The organism is Streptomyces sp. NPDC007264 (genome assembly GCF_042869095.1).
GTDB lineage: Bacteria > Actinomycetota > Actinomycetes > Streptomycetales > Streptomycetaceae > Streptomyces.
In genome coordinates this window covers 353,323-369,013 of the sequence record NZ_JBIAFD010000004.1, presented here as the reverse complement: position 1 = coordinate 369,013, position 15,691 = coordinate 353,323, and the positions used below count along the sequence as shown (strand labels likewise).

General features: G+C 72.1%; 14 protein-coding genes. 10 read left to right on the top strand and 4 right to left on the bottom strand.

Annotation, left to right across the window (positions count from 1 at the left end; all coding sequences use genetic code 11):
* Nucleotides 1-57 precede the first annotated feature (57 nt).
* The 5 genes from ACFYMU_RS08830 to ACFYMU_RS08810 all read left to right on the top strand — a co-directional run bounded on the left by ACFYMU_RS08830 (nt 58) and on the right by ACFYMU_RS08810 (nt 5,513).
* Nucleotides 58-762, top strand: a complete 705-nt coding sequence (locus ACFYMU_RS08830) for a DUF3105 domain-containing protein (protein ID WP_388370015.1) — start codon at nt 58-60, stop codon at nt 760-762.
* The gene (locus ACFYMU_RS08825; protein WP_388370012.1) at nt 759-1,394 is read left to right on the top strand and encodes a DUF305 domain-containing protein; all 636 of its coding nucleotides are present in this window, start codon (nt 759-761) and stop codon (nt 1,392-1,394) included. The genes ACFYMU_RS08830 and ACFYMU_RS08825 overlap by 4 nt, the downstream gene beginning before the upstream one ends.
* 116 nt (nt 1,395-1,510) lie before the next feature.
* The gene (locus ACFYMU_RS08820) at nt 1,511-2,185 is read left to right on the top strand and encodes a hypothetical protein (RefSeq protein ID WP_388370009.1); all 675 of its coding nucleotides are present in this window, start codon (nt 1,511-1,513) and stop codon (nt 2,183-2,185) included.
* 368 nt (nt 2,186-2,553) lie between these two features.
* Complete coding sequence (locus ACFYMU_RS08815; RefSeq protein ID WP_388370006.1) at nt 2,554-3,321, top strand: hypothetical protein; 768 nt, start codon at nt 2,554-2,556, stop codon at nt 3,319-3,321.
* Between the two features lie 251 nt (nt 3,322-3,572).
* Nucleotides 3,573-5,513, top strand: coding sequence for a protease pro-enzyme activation domain-containing protein (locus ACFYMU_RS08810; RefSeq protein ID WP_388370003.1), 1,941 nt, complete (start codon nt 3,573-3,575; stop codon nt 5,511-5,513).
* A 69-nt stretch (nt 5,514-5,582) separates the two neighbouring features.
* Here ACFYMU_RS08810 and ACFYMU_RS08805 read toward each other — a convergent pair whose 3' ends face one another.
* Nucleotides 5,583-6,482 carry an alpha/beta fold hydrolase gene (locus tag ACFYMU_RS08805; RefSeq protein ID WP_388370000.1) on the bottom strand — a complete coding sequence of 300 codons (900 nt, stop codon included), beginning with the start codon at nt 6,480-6,482 and terminating at the stop codon, nt 5,583-5,585.
* A gap of 147 nt (nt 6,483-6,629) precedes the next feature.
* On the opposite strand from ACFYMU_RS08805, the gene ACFYMU_RS08800 reads away from it, so the two are divergent.
* The gene (locus ACFYMU_RS08800; protein ID WP_388369997.1) at nt 6,630-7,055 is read left to right on the top strand and encodes a hypothetical protein; all 426 of its coding nucleotides are present in this window, start codon (nt 6,630-6,632) and stop codon (nt 7,053-7,055) included.
* Between the two features lie 116 nt (nt 7,056-7,171).
* Complete coding sequence (locus ACFYMU_RS08795) at nt 7,172-8,905, top strand: multicopper oxidase family protein (protein WP_388369994.1); 1,734 nt, start codon at nt 7,172-7,174, stop codon at nt 8,903-8,905.
* 64 nt (nt 8,906-8,969) lie between these two features.
* Here the strand turns inward: ACFYMU_RS08795 and ACFYMU_RS08790 are convergent, their stop codons facing one another.
* The 3 genes from ACFYMU_RS08790 to ACFYMU_RS08780 all read right to left on the bottom strand — a co-directional run bounded on the left by ACFYMU_RS08790 (nt 8,970) and on the right by ACFYMU_RS08780 (nt 12,499).
* Nucleotides 8,970-10,010, bottom strand: a complete 1,041-nt coding sequence (locus ACFYMU_RS08790; RefSeq protein WP_388369991.1) for an endonuclease/exonuclease/phosphatase family protein — start codon at nt 10,008-10,010, stop codon at nt 8,970-8,972.
* Between the two features lie 182 nt (nt 10,011-10,192).
* Nucleotides 10,193-10,813, bottom strand: a complete 621-nt coding sequence (locus ACFYMU_RS08785; RefSeq protein ID WP_388369988.1) for a TetR/AcrR family transcriptional regulator — start codon at nt 10,811-10,813, stop codon at nt 10,193-10,195.
* Between the two features lie 93 nt (nt 10,814-10,906).
* Nucleotides 10,907-12,499, bottom strand: a complete 1,593-nt coding sequence (locus ACFYMU_RS08780; protein ID WP_388369985.1) for an MFS transporter — start codon at nt 12,497-12,499, stop codon at nt 10,907-10,909.
* 206 nt (nt 12,500-12,705) lie between these two features.
* Between ACFYMU_RS08780 and panB the strand changes: the two genes are divergently transcribed.
* From panB to ACFYMU_RS08765, 3 genes are all read left to right on the top strand, one after another.
* Nucleotides 12,706-13,593 (top strand): 3-methyl-2-oxobutanoate hydroxymethyltransferase, encoded by an 888-nt coding sequence (gene panB / locus ACFYMU_RS08775; protein ID WP_388369983.1) that lies wholly within the window; start codon nt 12,706-12,708, stop codon nt 13,591-13,593.
* A gap of 254 nt (nt 13,594-13,847) precedes the next feature.
* The gene (locus tag ACFYMU_RS08770; protein ID WP_388369980.1) at nt 13,848-14,873 is read left to right on the top strand and encodes an ATP-binding cassette domain-containing protein; all 1,026 of its coding nucleotides are present in this window, start codon (nt 13,848-13,850) and stop codon (nt 14,871-14,873) included.
* Nucleotides 14,870-15,691: an ABC transporter permease gene (locus ACFYMU_RS08765; protein ID WP_388369977.1), complete on the top strand. Its 822-nt coding sequence runs from the start codon at nt 14,870-14,872 to the stop codon at nt 15,689-15,691. The genes ACFYMU_RS08770 and ACFYMU_RS08765 overlap by 4 nt, the downstream gene beginning before the upstream one ends.

The window sequence follows — 15,691 nt, the reverse complement described above, 5'->3', positions numbered from 1 at the left end:
GGCCACACGGGTCCCACTACGATGCGGCGCACCTGCCCCCTTCCCGAAGGAATCGCCATGGGCTCCGCCGAGAAGAACGCCGCCTCCGTCGAGCGCAGGACGCGCATAGAGGAGATGCGCCGCACCGAGCGGGCCCGTGAGCGCCGCAACCGGATCATGGCGATCACGGCCGCCGTGGTCGTCGTCGCGGGTCTCGTCGTCGGCGGGGTGGTCCTCGTCGACGCGCAGTCCGGCGGGAAGGCCGCGGCGGCGAGCGACACGGAGAACGGGAAGAACGGCAAGAGCTCCGGTAGCTCGGGCGACTCGGGTCACTTCGTCACGGGCAAGGACGGGGTGCGGATCTGGAGCGGGAAGCTGTCCCGCACCCACGTCGGCACGGCGGTTGACTACCCGATGCGCCCGCCCGTGGGCGGCAACCACAACCCGGTGTGGCTGAACTGCAACGGCAACGTCTACACCGAGCCCGTGAAGGACGAGAACGCCGTGCACTCGCTGGAGCACGGCGCGGTCTGGGTCACCTACAGCGGCAAGGCGTCGAAGGCCGACGTGCAGGCGCTCGCGGCGAAGGTCAGGAAGACGCCGTACACGCTCATGAGCCCGTACGAGAACCAGAAGGACCCGATCACGCTCTCGGCGTGGGGCCACCAGCTCGGTGTGAAGAGCGCCGCCGACCCGGGCGTCGACGCGTTCCTCGCCACCTACGTCCAGGGCAGCCAGACACCCGAGCCGGGTGCCTCGTGCACCGGCGGGACGATGAAGTGAGGACGCACGTCGGGTGGATCTCCGGGGCCGCGGCCGCGGTGCTCGTCGCGGTCGGCGCGGTCACGTACGCGGTCGCCGAGGACACCCGCTCCACGCCGCACACGCCGCACGCGCCCACCGCCGGCTCCGCGGACGCGGGCTTCGCGCGCGACATGGCGGTCCACCACCAGCAGGCCGTCGAGATGTCGTACATCGTGCGCGACCGCACCCGGAACGAGGAGGTACGCCGGCTCGCGTACGACATCGCGCAGACGCAGGCCAACCAGCGCGGCATGCTGCTGGGCTGGCTCGATCTGTGGGGGCTGCCGAAGGTGTCCCCCGATCCGCCGATGACGTGGATGGGCATGGGCGGCATGGCCTCGGGCAAGGACGGCGCGCTGATGCCGGGCATGGCCACCGACGCGGAGATGACCAAGCTCAACACCCTGGGCGGCCGGCAGGCCGAGATCTTCTACCTGCAGCTGATGACCGACCACCACAAGGGCGGCATCCACATGGCCGAGGGCTGTGCCGACCTGTGCACGGTGGGGGTGGAGAAGAGGCTCGCGCGGGGCATGGCCGACGCCCAGCGGTCGGAGATCGAGCTGATGACGTCCATGCTCGCGGAGCGGGGCGCGAAGCCGCGCGGCTAGGTGCGGCGAGCGTGCGTGGAATCGAGTCCTTCCTTTCGCGCCTCATCCGGTTCTAGGCTCGTCGGGACTTGCTGGTCGGAGCTCAGACGTCTGGACCACCGGGGGAAGCTGTGGACGTGCCGACGCTGATCCTGCTGGGGGCGGCAGGAGGGGCACTGCGGGGGCTTCTCGACGTCTACACCCGGTTCCTCGACTGGCGGTCGGACCGGCGTGCCCATTTTCGATTACCGCTGGGGCAAGAGGACGAGCCACCACGTTTCCAGAAGTACTTCGACCCGGTCGGTGATCCTGTCGCAGCGGTGGTGCACAGCCTCATGGGCGCCGGAGCCGCAGTGCTGTTCGGCACCACGGGACAGATCACCGGAGCCTATGCCGCCATCGTCGTCGGAGTCTCCGCGCCGGTGATTCTGACCCAGCTCAGTCGTATCCAGTCGGTGAGTGATGCGCTCACCGGGCAGACGGAGGCGGTGGCGAGCCCCGGCGCCGGGAAGCGGGTGTCCGAAGTGGACTCACCGTCGGCGGTCCCCGCTTCGCTGCCCACGGCCGCGAACTCGGGCGATCCCGTCTCCGCGCCGCCCACCTCCCGTGGACCGCAGGTGTCTCCGGTCGTGTCCGCGGACGGTCGCCGGCCCCGCCCGGACGCACGCGTCGGCCTCCAGCCGGACACCGGGCAGCCGCACGTGAACGGCCGGCCGGCGGACGCCACGGGCGGGCCCGGGCGCGGTCTCGGCGGCCTCGGCACGCCGCCGGTTCCTCGCGGTCCGGTGGTCGGAGAGGAGGAGACGACGTGACGACGCGGCTCTCCTTGCACTCGCGTATCGCCGCAAGCGTCTTGGGTGTCGACCGGTCGGGTCGGCGGCCGCCGACCGTCGACCAGCAGCGCCTCCTGCCGCTGAGGCACCGTTTGCTGGCTTCGCTTCTGGGGATTCGAGTACGTCCGCACGCGCCTCGCGCCTCCGGGGAGGCCGACCGGCCGGCAACCGTACGGACAGGGGGCCGTCGGGCGTCCGACCGGGACTCGGCGGAGAGGGGAACCGCGTCGTCGGATGCCCGGGGCTCGGGGCTCGGCCCTGCGCCGGGACAGAGCCCGTCGTCCCAGAACCGGCGCCGACAGGGGCACGTGGCCCGCAGGGGCGTCGGTTCTGTTCCGCAGCGCCTGATGAGCGAGGACCGCCAGGACTACGAGCGGATCCTCGATGAGGCGCTGCGCTCCGCACCACACCGCCCGGACCTGACCGCCGTGGGACAGCGGCTCAACCCCGAACAGCTGCGCACCATGGCACTGAACGCCACCGCCCTCATCACCGCGGCGGCGGCCACCGAGTACCACCACTACGTGAAGGTGCGCGAGGAACTGCGCCGGCCGGGGCCCGCCGCTGTGGAAGAGGCCGCCGCGAGCGCCGGGGCCGTCGCCGTCCTCGCGGTTCTCACCCCCGTCCTCACCGGTACCGCCGCGGCGATCTTCCTGCTCGTGGGCTACGTCCTCAGGATGGTCGACCCGCACCGGACGCACGCCCGGACCCTCCTGACCACGGGGTGGGTCTTCGGGGCGGTGACCGCAGTGGCGATCCTGGTCGCCGCGATCGGCCTCCTGCTCACCGCACTGCGCCACGGCTCCTCCGCACACGAGGAGAGTTCCAGGGGCGAGTCGACGGCGGAGGTGGCCCGGGCCAGGGAAGCCTGGCGCGAGGCCCTGCTGGAACGCGGCATCCTGCCGTTCCTGCGCGACGCGCTCGCCGATCCGGGCGAGGCCGCGCTGAGCCGGAGGACACCGGAACCGACACACAGCCGTATCCCGCACCTCGGCTACGACCACCCGGGCTCCACCGGCCCGGACAGCGGCCCCGCCACGGGACCGCACCCCGGCTACTCCGACCCGGAGTTCACCGGCCCGGACCTCGGGGAGCCGGAACACGAACCGGACTGACGCGGACGGCACCGCAAGGCTGTCACGGCGATCGCAACCATCCCGCAACCGCCGGCAGCACCCAAACCCTCTCAAACACCCTGGCGTTTCCTCCACTTGGGCTCTTCTTGGCCTTTTCATTCCCCTGGCATGAACGGTTCGCCGAAAGAGTGGCCCCCACCGTGTGATCCACTCTCCGCGCCGTCACGCGCGGTGGGTTCTACGCGGATCACCGGCCACTACATGCGACGAACCGCATCGCAGGGGGTTTCATGAGATCCAACCGCGCCAAGGCGCGCGCCGGGGTGAGCATGGCAGCGACACTGCCGCTGCTCGCCGGCGCGCTGGCGCTCGGCATACCCGCGGCGCACGCCGCGGACCACCCGGGCCGGGACACGCTCGCCGGCACCAAGCCCGCGTGGGCCACGGCCGGGGCGGACAGGGGCGCGACCCCGGACAGCGCCCAGGTCTCCGCCCGGGTCTACCTCGCCGGCCGCGACGCCGCCGGCCTGGCCGCATACGCCAAGGCCGTGTCCGACCCGTCGTCGCCCGTCTACGGCAGGTACCTGAGCGCCAAGCAGACGGAGAAGCGCTTCGGCGCGACCAAGGCCCAGGTGGCCGCGGTGACGTCCTGGCTCAAGGCATCGGGCCTGAAGGTCACCGCCGTCACCCGGCACTACGTCGCCGTCACCGGTGACGTGGCCGCCGCCGAGAAGGCGTTCGGCACGCAGCTGCACAACTACGCCAAGGGTTCGCGGACCTACCACGCGCCCTCGCGTACGGCCTCGGCGCCGGACAGCCTGAAGGGCGCCGTCCTGACCGTCACCGGCCTCGACAACGCCCCGCACAAGGCGAGCCACAAGGACCAGCTGCCGCCGCCGGACGCGGTGTTCCGCAACTCCGGGCCGTTCTCCTCGTACCACGGCTCGAACATCGCGAGCACGCTGCCGGACGCCTACGGCACGAAGATCCCGTACGCCGTGCAGGGCTACACGGGCAAGCAGCTGCGGGCCGCCTACGGCGCCGGCAAGCGCACCGGCAAGGGCGTGCGGGTGGCCATCACCGACGCGTACGCCTCCCCGACCATCGCCTTCGACGCGGCCACCTACGCGAAGAAGCACGGCGACGCGGCCTACACCACGGGCCAGCTGCGCCAGGTCCTGCCGAAGAACTACACGAAGACCGAGGAGTGCGGGGCCGCCGGCTGGTACGGCGAGGAGACCCTCGACGTCGAGGCCGTGCACGCGGTCGCCCCGGGCGCGAGCATCACGTACGTCGGTGCCGCCTCCTGCTACGACAACGATCTGCTCGACTCGCTCGGCAAGATCGTCGACGGTCACCTGGCCGACATCGTCTCCAACTCGTGGGGCGACATCGAGGCCAACCAGACGCCGGACCTCGCGGCGGCCTACGACCAGGTCTTCCAGTTCGGCGCGGTCCAGGGCATCGGCTTCTACTTCTCCTCCGGCGACAACGGCGACGAGGTCGACAACACCGGGACGAAGCAGGTCGACACTCCGGCCAACTCGGCGTGGGTGACGGCGGTCGGCGGCACCTCGCTGGCCGTGGGCAAGTACGACAAGTACCTCTGGGAGACCGGCTGGGGCACCGAGAAGGCATCGCTGTCCGCCGACGGCACGAGCTGGGTGAACTTCCCCGGCGCGTTCACCTCCGGCGCGGGCGGCGGCACCAGCAGGACCGTTGCGGAGCCCTACTACCAGAAGGGTGCCGTACCGGACTCGCTCGCCAAGGCGAACAGCGCCGACGGGAACCGGGTCGTCCCGGACATCGCGGCGATCGCCGACCCCAACACCGGCTTCAAGGTCGGCCAGACGCAGACCTTCCCGGACGGCACGCAGCAGTACAGCGAGTACCGGATCGGCGGCACCTCGCTCGCCGCGCCGGTGATCGCGGCCGTGCAGGCGCTGGCCCAGGAGGCACGCGGCGGCAAGGCCATCGGCTTCGCCAACCCGGCGATCTACGCCAAGTACGGCTCGAAGGCGTACCACGACGTCACGGACACCCCGACGGGCTCCGAACTCGCCGTGGCACGCGTCGACTTCGCCAACGGCTTCGACGCCGCGAACGGCGTGCTCACCTCCGTCCGCAGCCTCGGCAAGGACAGCTCCCTCAAGGCCGTGAAGGGCTATGACGACGTGACCGGCGTGGGTTCGCCCGCTCCCGGCTACGTCGAGTCGTGGCGCCGGCACTGACGGACGACCGTCCACGGCTGACCGCGTCGCGCCCGTCCCCCATGACCGGGGGGCGGGCGCACGTGTGTGTCAGGCGGTTTCCAGTACGGCGTCGGCGACGTCCTGCGGCCGGTCCAGCATCACCATGTGGCCGGAGCGTTCGGCCACCCGGAAGGTTCCGTTCAGCAGGTCAGCGAGGGCGCGCTGGCGGTCCAGCCAGTGCGGCGCACCGGCCGCGAGCACGGTGACCGGGAGGTCCGGCAGCGGCATCGCGCGGCGCAGGGCCGCGAGTTCGACGGCCTGGTCGGTGTAGGTGGCGTTCTCGGCGAGGATCGCGTCGAAGGAGCGGCGCGTGGAGTAGACGCCGCGGACGAGGGCGGACGGCGCCGGATCGCCGCCTCCGGTGCGGGAGGCCCGTACGACGGCGCGGCGCAGGCCCGGCAGCAGGACGCGCGGCACGCCGGCGACGCCGAGCAGCGTGGCGCACGCGCGGGTGGCGGCGTCCCGGGCCGGCCGGGCCCGGCGGGGACGCGGTTCCTCCTCGACACTGGAGTCGACGAGCACCACGCCCGCCGCCCGGTGAGGCAGCAGCCGCGCGAACGCCTCGGCGTGGAAACCGGCGAGCGAGTGCCCGACCACGGTCGCGGGCCCGTCGAGCCCCAGCGCGTCCAGGACCTGTCCGATCCGCCGGGCCTCGGCGCGGAGCGTCGGCCACGCCTGCGCGGGTCCGCTGAGGCCGAGCCCGGGCCGGTCGAACCGCACGACGGTCCGCCGGGGCGCGAGCAGCGGCACGACCGGGTCCCAGTCGAACCAGCACATCCCGAGACCGGGGCTCAGGACGCACGGCGGTCCCGTGCCGTCCACGCGGACGTGGTGGCGGACCCCGTCGATGCGCACGTGGAGCGCCTCGCCGCCGGCGCGGTGCACGTGCAGCGCCTCGCCGCCGGCGCGCGGCCGCGCGGGAGCGCCGCCCCCGCGTTCCTGGATCATGGCCCGGTCTCCCTCCCTGCCGTGTGGTGTGGGGGGTGATGACGAGCGTACGCGGCCCGCGACGCGGCCTGCGACGGGGCGTGCGCCGGCCCGCGACGCGGCGTGCGTCGGCCCGCGACCGATACCCGGCGGGGGTAAGGTGCCGGCATGAGGACGAGGAGCCGCGAGCGCTACGGACAGCTGCTGCTGTTCGCCGCACTGCTCTTCGGGATCCTCACGATGCACACGCTGGGGCATCCGTCGCAGCACGAGGCGGCGTCGTCCGGCACGGCGGTCGCCGCCGCTCACCCTGGGGCCCGGGCCCACGCCCGGGCCGTCACGCCCGAGGCGACGGCCGTCCCCGTGCCGTCGGTGCATGCCTGGCCGCCCCCGATGACCGGGATGGACCCGCTGTCGGTCTGCCTCGGCGTGCTCGGCTCCTTCACGTTGCTCGTGCTGCTGGGCGTGACCGCGGCAGGCCCCCGCGAATCCCGCGACCCCCCGCTCCGGCTCACGCGGCGGCTGCGGGCGCTGTGGCCCGACCCCCCGCCGCCGAGGTCCCTGCTGACCCGTCTTTCGGTGCTGCGCCAGTAGGCCGGCGCACCGGCCGCCTCGTGCTGCCCGCGCGGATCCGCGCGGCGCGGCGCATGTGAGGCGGTGGACGCGTCCCTTCCGCAGGCAACACCACCACGACGAGGTGTCACCCGGTCATGTCTTCTCGCACCACCACTCCCCCACGTACCGCGCCCACCCGCCGCACCGTGCTCGGTGCGGCCGTCGCCGCCGGAACGGCGGCCCTGGCGGCCTGCAAGAACCCGGCCGGCGCCGGTGCCGGGGCGTCCGGCGCCCCCGGCGGATACGTCGACCCCGCGGGGCCGGAGGTCGCCGTCGCGGAGCGCGCACGCGGCGGCGGACCGCTCCGGACGGTCCGGCTCACCGCCACCGCGACCTCGCTGGACCTCGGCGGCCGTACGGTCAGGTCCTGGGCGTACGGCGACGGGCTGCCCGGCAGGGAGGTCCGGGTCACCGCGGGCGACACGCTCGCGCTGACGCTCGCCAACCACCTCCCCCAGTCGACGTCCCTGCACTGGCACGGCGTCGCCCTGCGCAACGACATGGACGGTGTCCCCGGCCTCACCCAGCGCGCGATCGCGCCGGGCGCCGCGTTCACCTACCGCTTCACCGTGCCGCACGCGGGCACCTACTGGTTCCACCCCCACTCGGGCACCCAGCTGGACCGCGGGCTGTACGCACCGCTGATCGTCGAGGATCCGAAGGAGCCCCTGTCGTACGACAAGGAGTGGGTCGTCGTCCTGGACGACTGGGTCGACGGGGTGGACGGGTCGACGCCGGACGCCGTGCTGAGGGAGCTGGGCGGCGGCATGCGCGGCATGGACATGGGCGCTATGGACATGGGCGGCACGGACATGGGCGGCACGCACACGGACGGCACGCACACGGACGGCACGCACACGGACGAGGACGACGGCGGCTCCACGGGCCACTCCGGGCACGGGATGTCCGGCACGTCGGGCAGGTCCGGCACGTCGGGCGGCTCCGGCAGGTCGGGCAGGTCGGCTCCGGGGAGCCCCTCGCCGTCCGCCTCCGGCCCCTCCCGGATGCTCATGGGCGCCCACAGCGATCTGCTCGGCGGGGACGCGGGCGATGTGGCCTACCCGTACTACCTGGTCAACGGTCGTACGGCGACGGCGCCCACGGTGTTCCGGGCACGCCCCGGCGACCGCATCCGGATCCGGCTGGTCAACGCGGGCGGGGACACCGCCTTCCGGGTGGCCCTCGGCGGCCACCGGATGACCGTGACCCACACGGACGGCTACCCCGTGCGGCACGCGACGACGGACGCGCTGCTGATCGGCATGGGCGAGCGGTACGACGTGCTGGTCACCGCCCGGGACGGCGTCTTCCCGCTGACCGCGTTCGCCGAGGGCAAGAACGCCTCGGCACGCGCCCTGTTGAGGACGGGCGGCGGCACCGCGCCCGCCGCGTCCGCGCGTCCCGAGGAGCTGGGCGGGCGCGTGCTGACGGCGAACCGGCTGAGGGCCGACGAGTCCGTGGCGCTCGCGTCCCGGGCACCGGACCGGACGGTGCGGCTGCGGCTGACGGGCAGCATGGCGCGCTACGACTGGGCCTTCGACGGCAAGCCCTACACCGCCGGCCGGCGGCATCCCGTGCGGGCCGGTGAGCGGGTGCGGCTCGTCTTCTCCAACGCCACCGCCATGTGGCACCCGATGCATCTGCACGGCCACACCTTCGGGCTGGCCGGCGTCGCGGGCGGCGCGCGCAAGGACACCGCGGTCGTGCTGCCGCACGGGCGGCTGACGGTGGACTTCGACGCCGACAACCCGGGGCTGTGGATGGTCCACTGCCACAACGTCTACCACGCGGAGGCGGGGATGATGACGGTGCTCGGCTACCAGGGGTGAGGGCCGGCGGGGCGCCCCGCGTGGAGGCACCTTCCACCCGGGGCGCCCCGTCCCCTCCGGGCGTTCAGGACGCGGGGGCGTCGACCTTCACCCGCGCCGCCACCGGCAGGTGATCGCTCCCCGTCCGCGGCAGCGTCCACGAGCTGACCGGTTCCACGTCCCTGACCATGATCTGGTCGATCCGCGCCATGGGGAACGAGGCCGGCCAGCTGAACCCGAAGCCGCTGCCCGCCGCGCCCTGCGTCGAGCGCATCTGCGAGGTGACGGCGTTGAGCGCGCGGTCGTTCATGGTGCCGTTGAGATCGCCGAGCAGGATCGCCCTGTGCAGCTTCTCGCCCGCGATGGCCTTGCCCAGCGCGTCGGCGCTGGTGTCCCGCTGCCGGGCGGTGAACCCGGCCTCCAGCTTCACCCGGACGGAGGGCATGTGCGCGACGTAGACGGCGACCGGTCCCTCCGGCGTCGTCACGGCAGCCCGCATCGCCCGCGTCCAGCCCAGCTTGATGTCCACGGCCCTCACCCCGCTCAGCGGGTACTTGCTCCACAACCCCACGGTGCCCTGCACGGAGTGGTACTTGTACGCCGGCGCGAGCGCCCGCTCGTACACCGGAACCGCGGACGCCTTCAGCTCCTCCAGGGCCAGCACGTCCGCACCGGAACCCGCCACCTGGCGGGCGGTGCCGGAGGGATCGGAGTTGTCGGCGTTGACGTTGTGCGTGGCGACGGTCAGATCGCCTCCGCCGCCCGTCTTGTCGCCGAACAGCCCGCCGAAGAGGTTGAGCCAGACCGCCAGGGGCAGCAGGACGGCGATCAGCGCGGTCGCCGACCGGCGAACCAGCGCGAGGACCAGCAGCAGCGGGACGAGCACGACACCGAGCCAGGGAAGGAACGTCTCGGTGAGACTGCCGAGGTTGCCGATGGTGTTGGGGATCTGCGCGTGCAGCAGCATCACCAGCGCCAGGACGACCGCGAGGGCCGCCGACACCACGCCGCGGCGCCAGATGCCGCGGTCGCCGCGGAGGGTGTCGTACAGGCGCCGGAACCAGGGTCCTCGGCGGTCCTGCCCGGTGCCGCCGTTGTCCGTCTCCGCCACGTACGCCTGCGCCATACCGTCGCCTCACCACTTGCCGTGCACACCGTCGTCCCCCGCTACGACCCTAGGGGATGATCGGCTCCCGTCCCGCCGCGCCCATGACGGCCGTTACGCGCACGAGGACGACGAAGGCGGCGTCCCGAGTTCCGGACGGCGGCCCGGGAAGGGCCTTCTGTGACGAAACCCGCACACGTCCGTCAGGAACTGACGGGTCGTAGCCCCTTCAGGACCGTGTCGACGATCTGCTCGGCGAGGCCCTCCTCCAGTGCGGCGTCGGGCCGCAGGACGGAGCGTACGAGCATGGGGCCGACGAGGATGTCGTTCATCAGGTCGACGTCCACGTCCTGGCGCAGTTCGCCGTTGAGCTGCCCGCGGCGCAGGAGGTCCACCCCGAGCCGGCGCCGGGGGGCGATGACGGTCGCGTGGTAGGCGGCCCAGATTCTGGGGCTGCTCTTCATCTGGCCGTGCACGTTGCGCAGGAGCGCCGAGGAGCGGCTGGCCAGACCGCGCTGCCGCAGCGACTCCAGGAGCACGACGAGGTCGTCACGCAGGGAGGTGCCCGGCAGTTCGGGGTCCTCGGGCTCGGCGGCGCGCATGACGTCGACGAAGAGGTCCTCCTTGTTGCTCCACCGCCGGTAGATGGTGGCCTTGCCGACGCCGGCGGTGCGGGCGATGCGCTCGATGGACAGGTCCGCGAGGGGCGCTCCGTCCTCGATCAGCTTCATCACCCCCTCGATGATGGCCCGTTCGACGGCCTCGCTGCGGGGGCGTCCGCGCGCGGGGCAGCCCTGCTGGGGCCGGCTCTCGGTGAGGCTCACGTTCGACTCCGTCCTTGCTGCGCTGGGATGAGATTCTCCCCCGTGCAGGCCGTGCCGGGCACCCGGCCCCCGGGAACCCGGCATGACGTGACGTCAGTTCTCGGCCGTCACCAACTCCGCTTCCTGCGTGCCCTCTTGCGGTGCGGGCGCCTTTCCGGGCAGGAACATGGCCACGACGGCCGTACCGATCACCGCCACGCCCGCGCCGCACAGCGCCGTGACGTGCATCGCGTGCAGGAACGCGTCGTTGGCCGGCGAGACGAGCGCCCTGCCGCTCGGGCCGAGCTTCGCGGCCACACCGAGCGTCGCCTCGATCGACTCCCCCGCGGTGTGACGGAGTCCCGGCGGAAGGACGGAGAGCTGGTCCTGGATGCCGTCGCGGTACGCCGTCGACAGGACCGAGCCGAGCACCGCGATGCCGAGCGCGCCCCCGACCTGACGGAAGGTGTTGCTGAGCGCGGACGCGGAGCCGGCCTTCTCGCGGGGCAGCGCCTGCATGATGACGACGCTGGTCGGGGTCATGATGTGCGCCATGCCGGTGCCCATCAGGAAGAAGATGACCTCGAGGATCCAGATGGGCGTGTCCGCCTCCAGCGCGGAGAACGCGGCGAGCATCGCGGCGATGACCACCATGCCCGCGGTGGTCGTGGCCTTGTTGCCGAACCGGTCGACCAGCAGCCGGGCGCGCGGCGCGAAGATCATCTGCGCGGCGGCCAGGGGCAGCATCAGCAACCCCGTCTGCAGCGGCGAGTAACCCCGCACGCTCTGGGTGTAGAAGACGGAGAAGAAGGTCACGCCCATCAGCGCGAAGAAGACCAGCGCGATGGCGGCGATGCAGGCGGAGAAGACCTTGTTCCTGAAGTACGTGACGTCGATGGACGGGTGGTCGCTGCGCTTCTCGAACACCACGAACAGCGTGAGGACGGCGAGGCCCGCGGCGATGGTCGCGAGCACCTTGGCGTCGGTGAAGTCGGCCAGCTGACCGCCCTTGATGATGCCGTAGACCAGCAGGACCAGGCCGATCACGGACAGGACGACGCCGACGGGGTCGACACGGCCGGGCTTGGGGTCGCGGGAGTCGGGGACCAGCCACACCATCAGGCCGAGCGCGAGGAGCACGATCGGCACGTTGATCAGGAAGACGGAGCCCCACCAGAAGTGGTCGAGGAGCACCCCGCCGGTGATGGGCCCGATGGCGATGGCGAGGCCGACGCCGCCCGCCCAGATGCCGATGGCCTTGGGCTGCTCGTCACGCTCGAAGACGTTCATGAGGACGGCGAGCGTGGCCGGCATCACGAAGGCCGCGCCGAGACCCATGATCGCGCGGAACGCGATGAGCTGGGCCGGCGAACCCGACTCCGCGGCGAGCGCCGATCCCGCGCCGAACAGGGCGAGCCCGGCCAGCAGCGTCTTCTTGCGGCCCAGACGGTCGCCCAGGAGTCCCGCGGTGAACAGCAGCCCGGCGAAGACGAGGGTGTAGGCGTTGATGGCCCATTCCAGCTCGCTCTGCGTGGCGCCCAGACCGGTCGGTGCCGGGGTGGAGATGGTCTTGATCGCGACGTTCAGGATGGAGTTGTCGAGCACCACGATCAGCAGGCTGAGCATCAGCACGCCGAGGATGGCCCACCGGCGCCGGTGCACCGCCTCGGGCACCCGCCGTGCGACTGGGGCAGCAGGGGTAGTCATGGCAAAAAGCCTAGGCCGTTTCCGATACGGAACGGTCTCGTATCGGAAACCTTTACGGAGAAGTTAAGAAAATCCGACCACAGCCGCTCGGCGGCGTGAGCGGGGTCGCGCCCCCTCCTCTAGCCGCGCGTGGCACGAGGTGCCACCATGGAGACGATCCGGGGACGCCGTCAGGGCGCCTCGAGATGACCGAAGGAGCCGTTGCGATGACGCAGCTTCCGGCTGCCCAGGGGCAGCCTGCTCAGGGTGCGCTCAAGCCCTCCGACAGCAGCAAGGCACTGTACGGAGGAAAGAGCACCCGCCGCATCACCGTGCGCGACGTCACCACCGCCAAGGAGCGCGGTGAGAAGTGGCCCATGCTCACCGCCTACGACGCGATGACCGCGTCCGTGTTCGACGAGGCCGGCATCCCGGTCATGCTCGTCGGCGACTCGGCGGGCAACTGCCACCTCGGGTACGACACGACCGTACCCGTCACCCTCGACGAGATGACCATGCTCTCCGCCGCCGTCGTACGGGGCACCCGGCGCGCCCTGATCGTCGGCGACCTGCCCTTCGGCTCCTACCAGGAGGGTCCCGTACAGGCGCTGCGTTCGGCCACCCGCCTGGTGAAGGAGGCCGGGGTCGGCGCGGTGAAGCTGGAGGGCGGCGAGCGCTCGCACCGCCAGATCGAACTGCTGGTCGAGTCCGGCATCCCGGTCATGGCGCACATCGGTCTGACCCCGCAGTCCGTCAACGCCATGGGCTACCGCGTCCAGGGCCGCGGCGAGGAGGCCGCGCACCGGTTGCTGCGGGACGCCAAGGCCGTGCAGGACGCGGGCGCCTTCGCGGTGGTCCTGGAACTGGTGCCGGCGGAGCTGGCCGCCGAGGTCACCCGCACGCTGCACATTCCCACGGTCGGCATCGGGGCGGGCCCCGAGACCGACGCGCAGGTGCTGGTGTGGACCGACATGCTCGGCCTGACCGGCGGCCGGGTGCCGAAGTTCGTCAAGAAGTACGCGGACCTGCGCCAGGTCATGGGTGACGCGGCCAGGGCGTTCGCGGAGGACGTCGTGGGCGGCGCCTTCCCGCTCGAGGAGCACTCCGTGCACTGACGCCCGCGCCGGCCCGCCCGCCACGGAAGCCGGACCCCCGTGGGCCGTCCACGGCCGACCGCGCCCCCCGCCGCCGGCCCGCACGACGGCCCCGTCCCGCGCCCCCCCCGCAGGGGCGCCGCGACAGCCCGCCGATCTTCCCCCGTCGGCGGGCTGTCGCCCTTGTGCGCCTCTAGGTCGGCTGTAGGCGGGCTGTCGGTGGCTGTAGGCGGGCTGTCGGTGGTTTGTCGGTGGCGGCTGACACCGTGGTCGGCATGACGCGAATCGACAAGAACCCCGCCGAGGCCGCCCCGGACGCGGCCGTCACCGTACGGGGGCTGGTCAAGCACTACGGCGAGACCAAGGCGCTGGACGGCGTCGACCTCGACGTGCGCGAGGGCACCGTCCTCGGCGTACTCGGACCCAACGGCGCCGGCAAGACCACCCTCGTCCGCTGCCTGTCCACCCTCATCACTCCGGACGCCGGCCACGCGACCGTCGCCGGCTACGACGTCGTACGCCAGCCGCGGCAGACGCGGCGCGTGATCGGCCTCACCGGCCAGTACGCCTCGGTCGACGAGAAGCTCTCCGGGTACGAGAACCTGTACATGATCGGCCGGCTCCTCGACCTGCCCCGCAAGGAGGCCCGCGCCCGGGCCGACGGGCTCCTGGAGCGGTTCTCCCTGACGGAGGCCGCCAAGCGCCCGGCGTCCACGTACTCCGGCGGCATGCGGCGGCGGCTGGACCTCGCCGCCTCCATGATCGGACACCCGGCCGTCCTGTATCTCGACGAGCCGACCACCGGCCTCGACCCGCGCACCCGCAACGAGGTGTGGACCGAGGTCAGGCGGATGGTCGCCGAGGGCGCCACGGTGCTGCTCACCACCCAGTACATGGAGGAGGCCGAGCAACTGGCCTCCGAGCTGACCGTCATCGACCGCGGCAAGGTCATCGCGGGCGGCCGCATCGACGAGCTGAAGGCGAGGGTGGGCGGCCGCACGCTGCGCATCCGCCCGGCGGACCCGCTGGAGCTGCGCCCGACCGCCGCGGCGCTCGACGAGTTCGGCCTCACCGGCCCCGGCAACGCGACCGTGGACACCGAGACCGGCACGGTCCTGGTGCCGGTCGTCAGCGACGAGCAGCTGACCGCGGTGGTCGGCGCGCTCACCGCCCGCGGCGTCACGCTCGCCGGCATCACCACCGAACTGCCCAGCCTGGACGAGGTGTTCCTGTCCCTCACCGGCCACAAGGCCGGTGCCCCGCAGGACGCCTCCCCCGCCCGTGAAGAGGTCGCCGCATGAGTTCCGCCGCCGTCACCGCACCCGCCGCCCCGGTCGTGGAAGGCCGCATCGGGCTGCGCGCCAACCTGCGCCACATCGGCGCCCTGGTCCGCCGCAACCTGCTGTGGATCCGGCAGGACCCGGAGTCCATGTTCGACGCGATCCTCATGCCGATCGTCTTCACCCTGCTGTTCGTGTTCGTCTTCGGCGGCGCGATCGCGGGCACCCACAACCGCGACGCCTACGTCAACTACGTGATCCCCGGCCTCATGGCGATGATGGGCATGAACATCGCCATGGGGGTCGGGACCGGCTTCAACCAGGACTTCCAGACGGGTGTGATGGACCGCTTCCGGTCCCTGCCGATCGCCCGCTTCTCCGTCCTGATCGCCAAGATCACCGTGGAGATCGGCCGCATGCTGGTCGCCACGGCCGTGCTCCTCACGGTCGGGTTCCTCCTGGGCCTGTCCGTGGCGAACGTGCCGGGGCTGTTCGCCGCCGTCGGGCTGTCGATGGTGTTCGGCTTCGGCATCATGTGGATCTTCTTGACCATGGGCGTCCTGATGAAGAACGCCCAGGCCATCCAAGCGATGGGGTTTCTCGTGCTGATGCCTCTGCAGTTCGGCTCGTCCATCTTCGCGCCCACGAACACCATGCCCGGCTGGCTCCAGGCCTTCACGGACTACAACCCGCTGTCGTCGCTGGCGGACGCCGCACGCGGGCTGATGAACGGCGGCCAGCCCATCGCCCACGACGTGCTCGTGACCGTCATCTGGTCGGTGGTGCTCACGGCGGTCATGGCACCGATCGCCATCCGCAAGTTCACCACCAAGAGCTGA

Bases quoted from the DNA above. Each gene is read 5' to 3' on its own strand.
- ACFYMU_RS08790 (WP_388369991.1), bottom strand. From the start codon at position 10,010: ATGGCGCAGGCGTACGTGGCGGAGACGGACAACGGCGGCACCGGGCAG.
- ACFYMU_RS08800 (WP_388369997.1), top strand. From the start codon at position 6,630: ATGAGGACGAGGAGCCGCGAGCGCTACGGACAGCTGCTGCTGTTCGCC.
- ACFYMU_RS08795 (WP_388369994.1), top strand. From the start codon at position 7,172: ATGTCTTCTCGCACCACCACTCCCCCACGTACCGCGCCCACCCGCCGC.
- ACFYMU_RS08810 (WP_388370003.1), top strand. From the start codon at position 3,573: ATGAGATCCAACCGCGCCAAGGCGCGCGCCGGGGTGAGCATGGCAGCG.
- ACFYMU_RS08805 (WP_388370000.1), bottom strand. From the start codon at position 6,482: ATGATCCAGGAACGCGGGGGCGGCGCTCCCGCGCGGCCGCGCGCCGGC.
- ACFYMU_RS08765 (WP_388369977.1), top strand. From the start codon at position 14,870: ATGAGTTCCGCCGCCGTCACCGCACCCGCCGCCCCGGTCGTGGAAGGC.
- panB (WP_388369983.1), top strand. From the start codon at position 12,706: ATGACGCAGCTTCCGGCTGCCCAGGGGCAGCCTGCTCAGGGTGCGCTC.
- ACFYMU_RS08780 (WP_388369985.1), bottom strand. From the start codon at position 12,499: ATGACTACCCCTGCTGCCCCAGTCGCACGGCGGGTGCCCGAGGCGGTG.
- ACFYMU_RS08815 (WP_388370006.1), top strand. From the start codon at position 2,554: ATGAGCGAGGACCGCCAGGACTACGAGCGGATCCTCGATGAGGCGCTG.
- ACFYMU_RS08830 (WP_388370015.1), top strand. From the start codon at position 58: ATGGGCTCCGCCGAGAAGAACGCCGCCTCCGTCGAGCGCAGGACGCGC.
- ACFYMU_RS08770 (WP_388369980.1), top strand. From the start codon at position 13,848: ATGACGCGAATCGACAAGAACCCCGCCGAGGCCGCCCCGGACGCGGCC.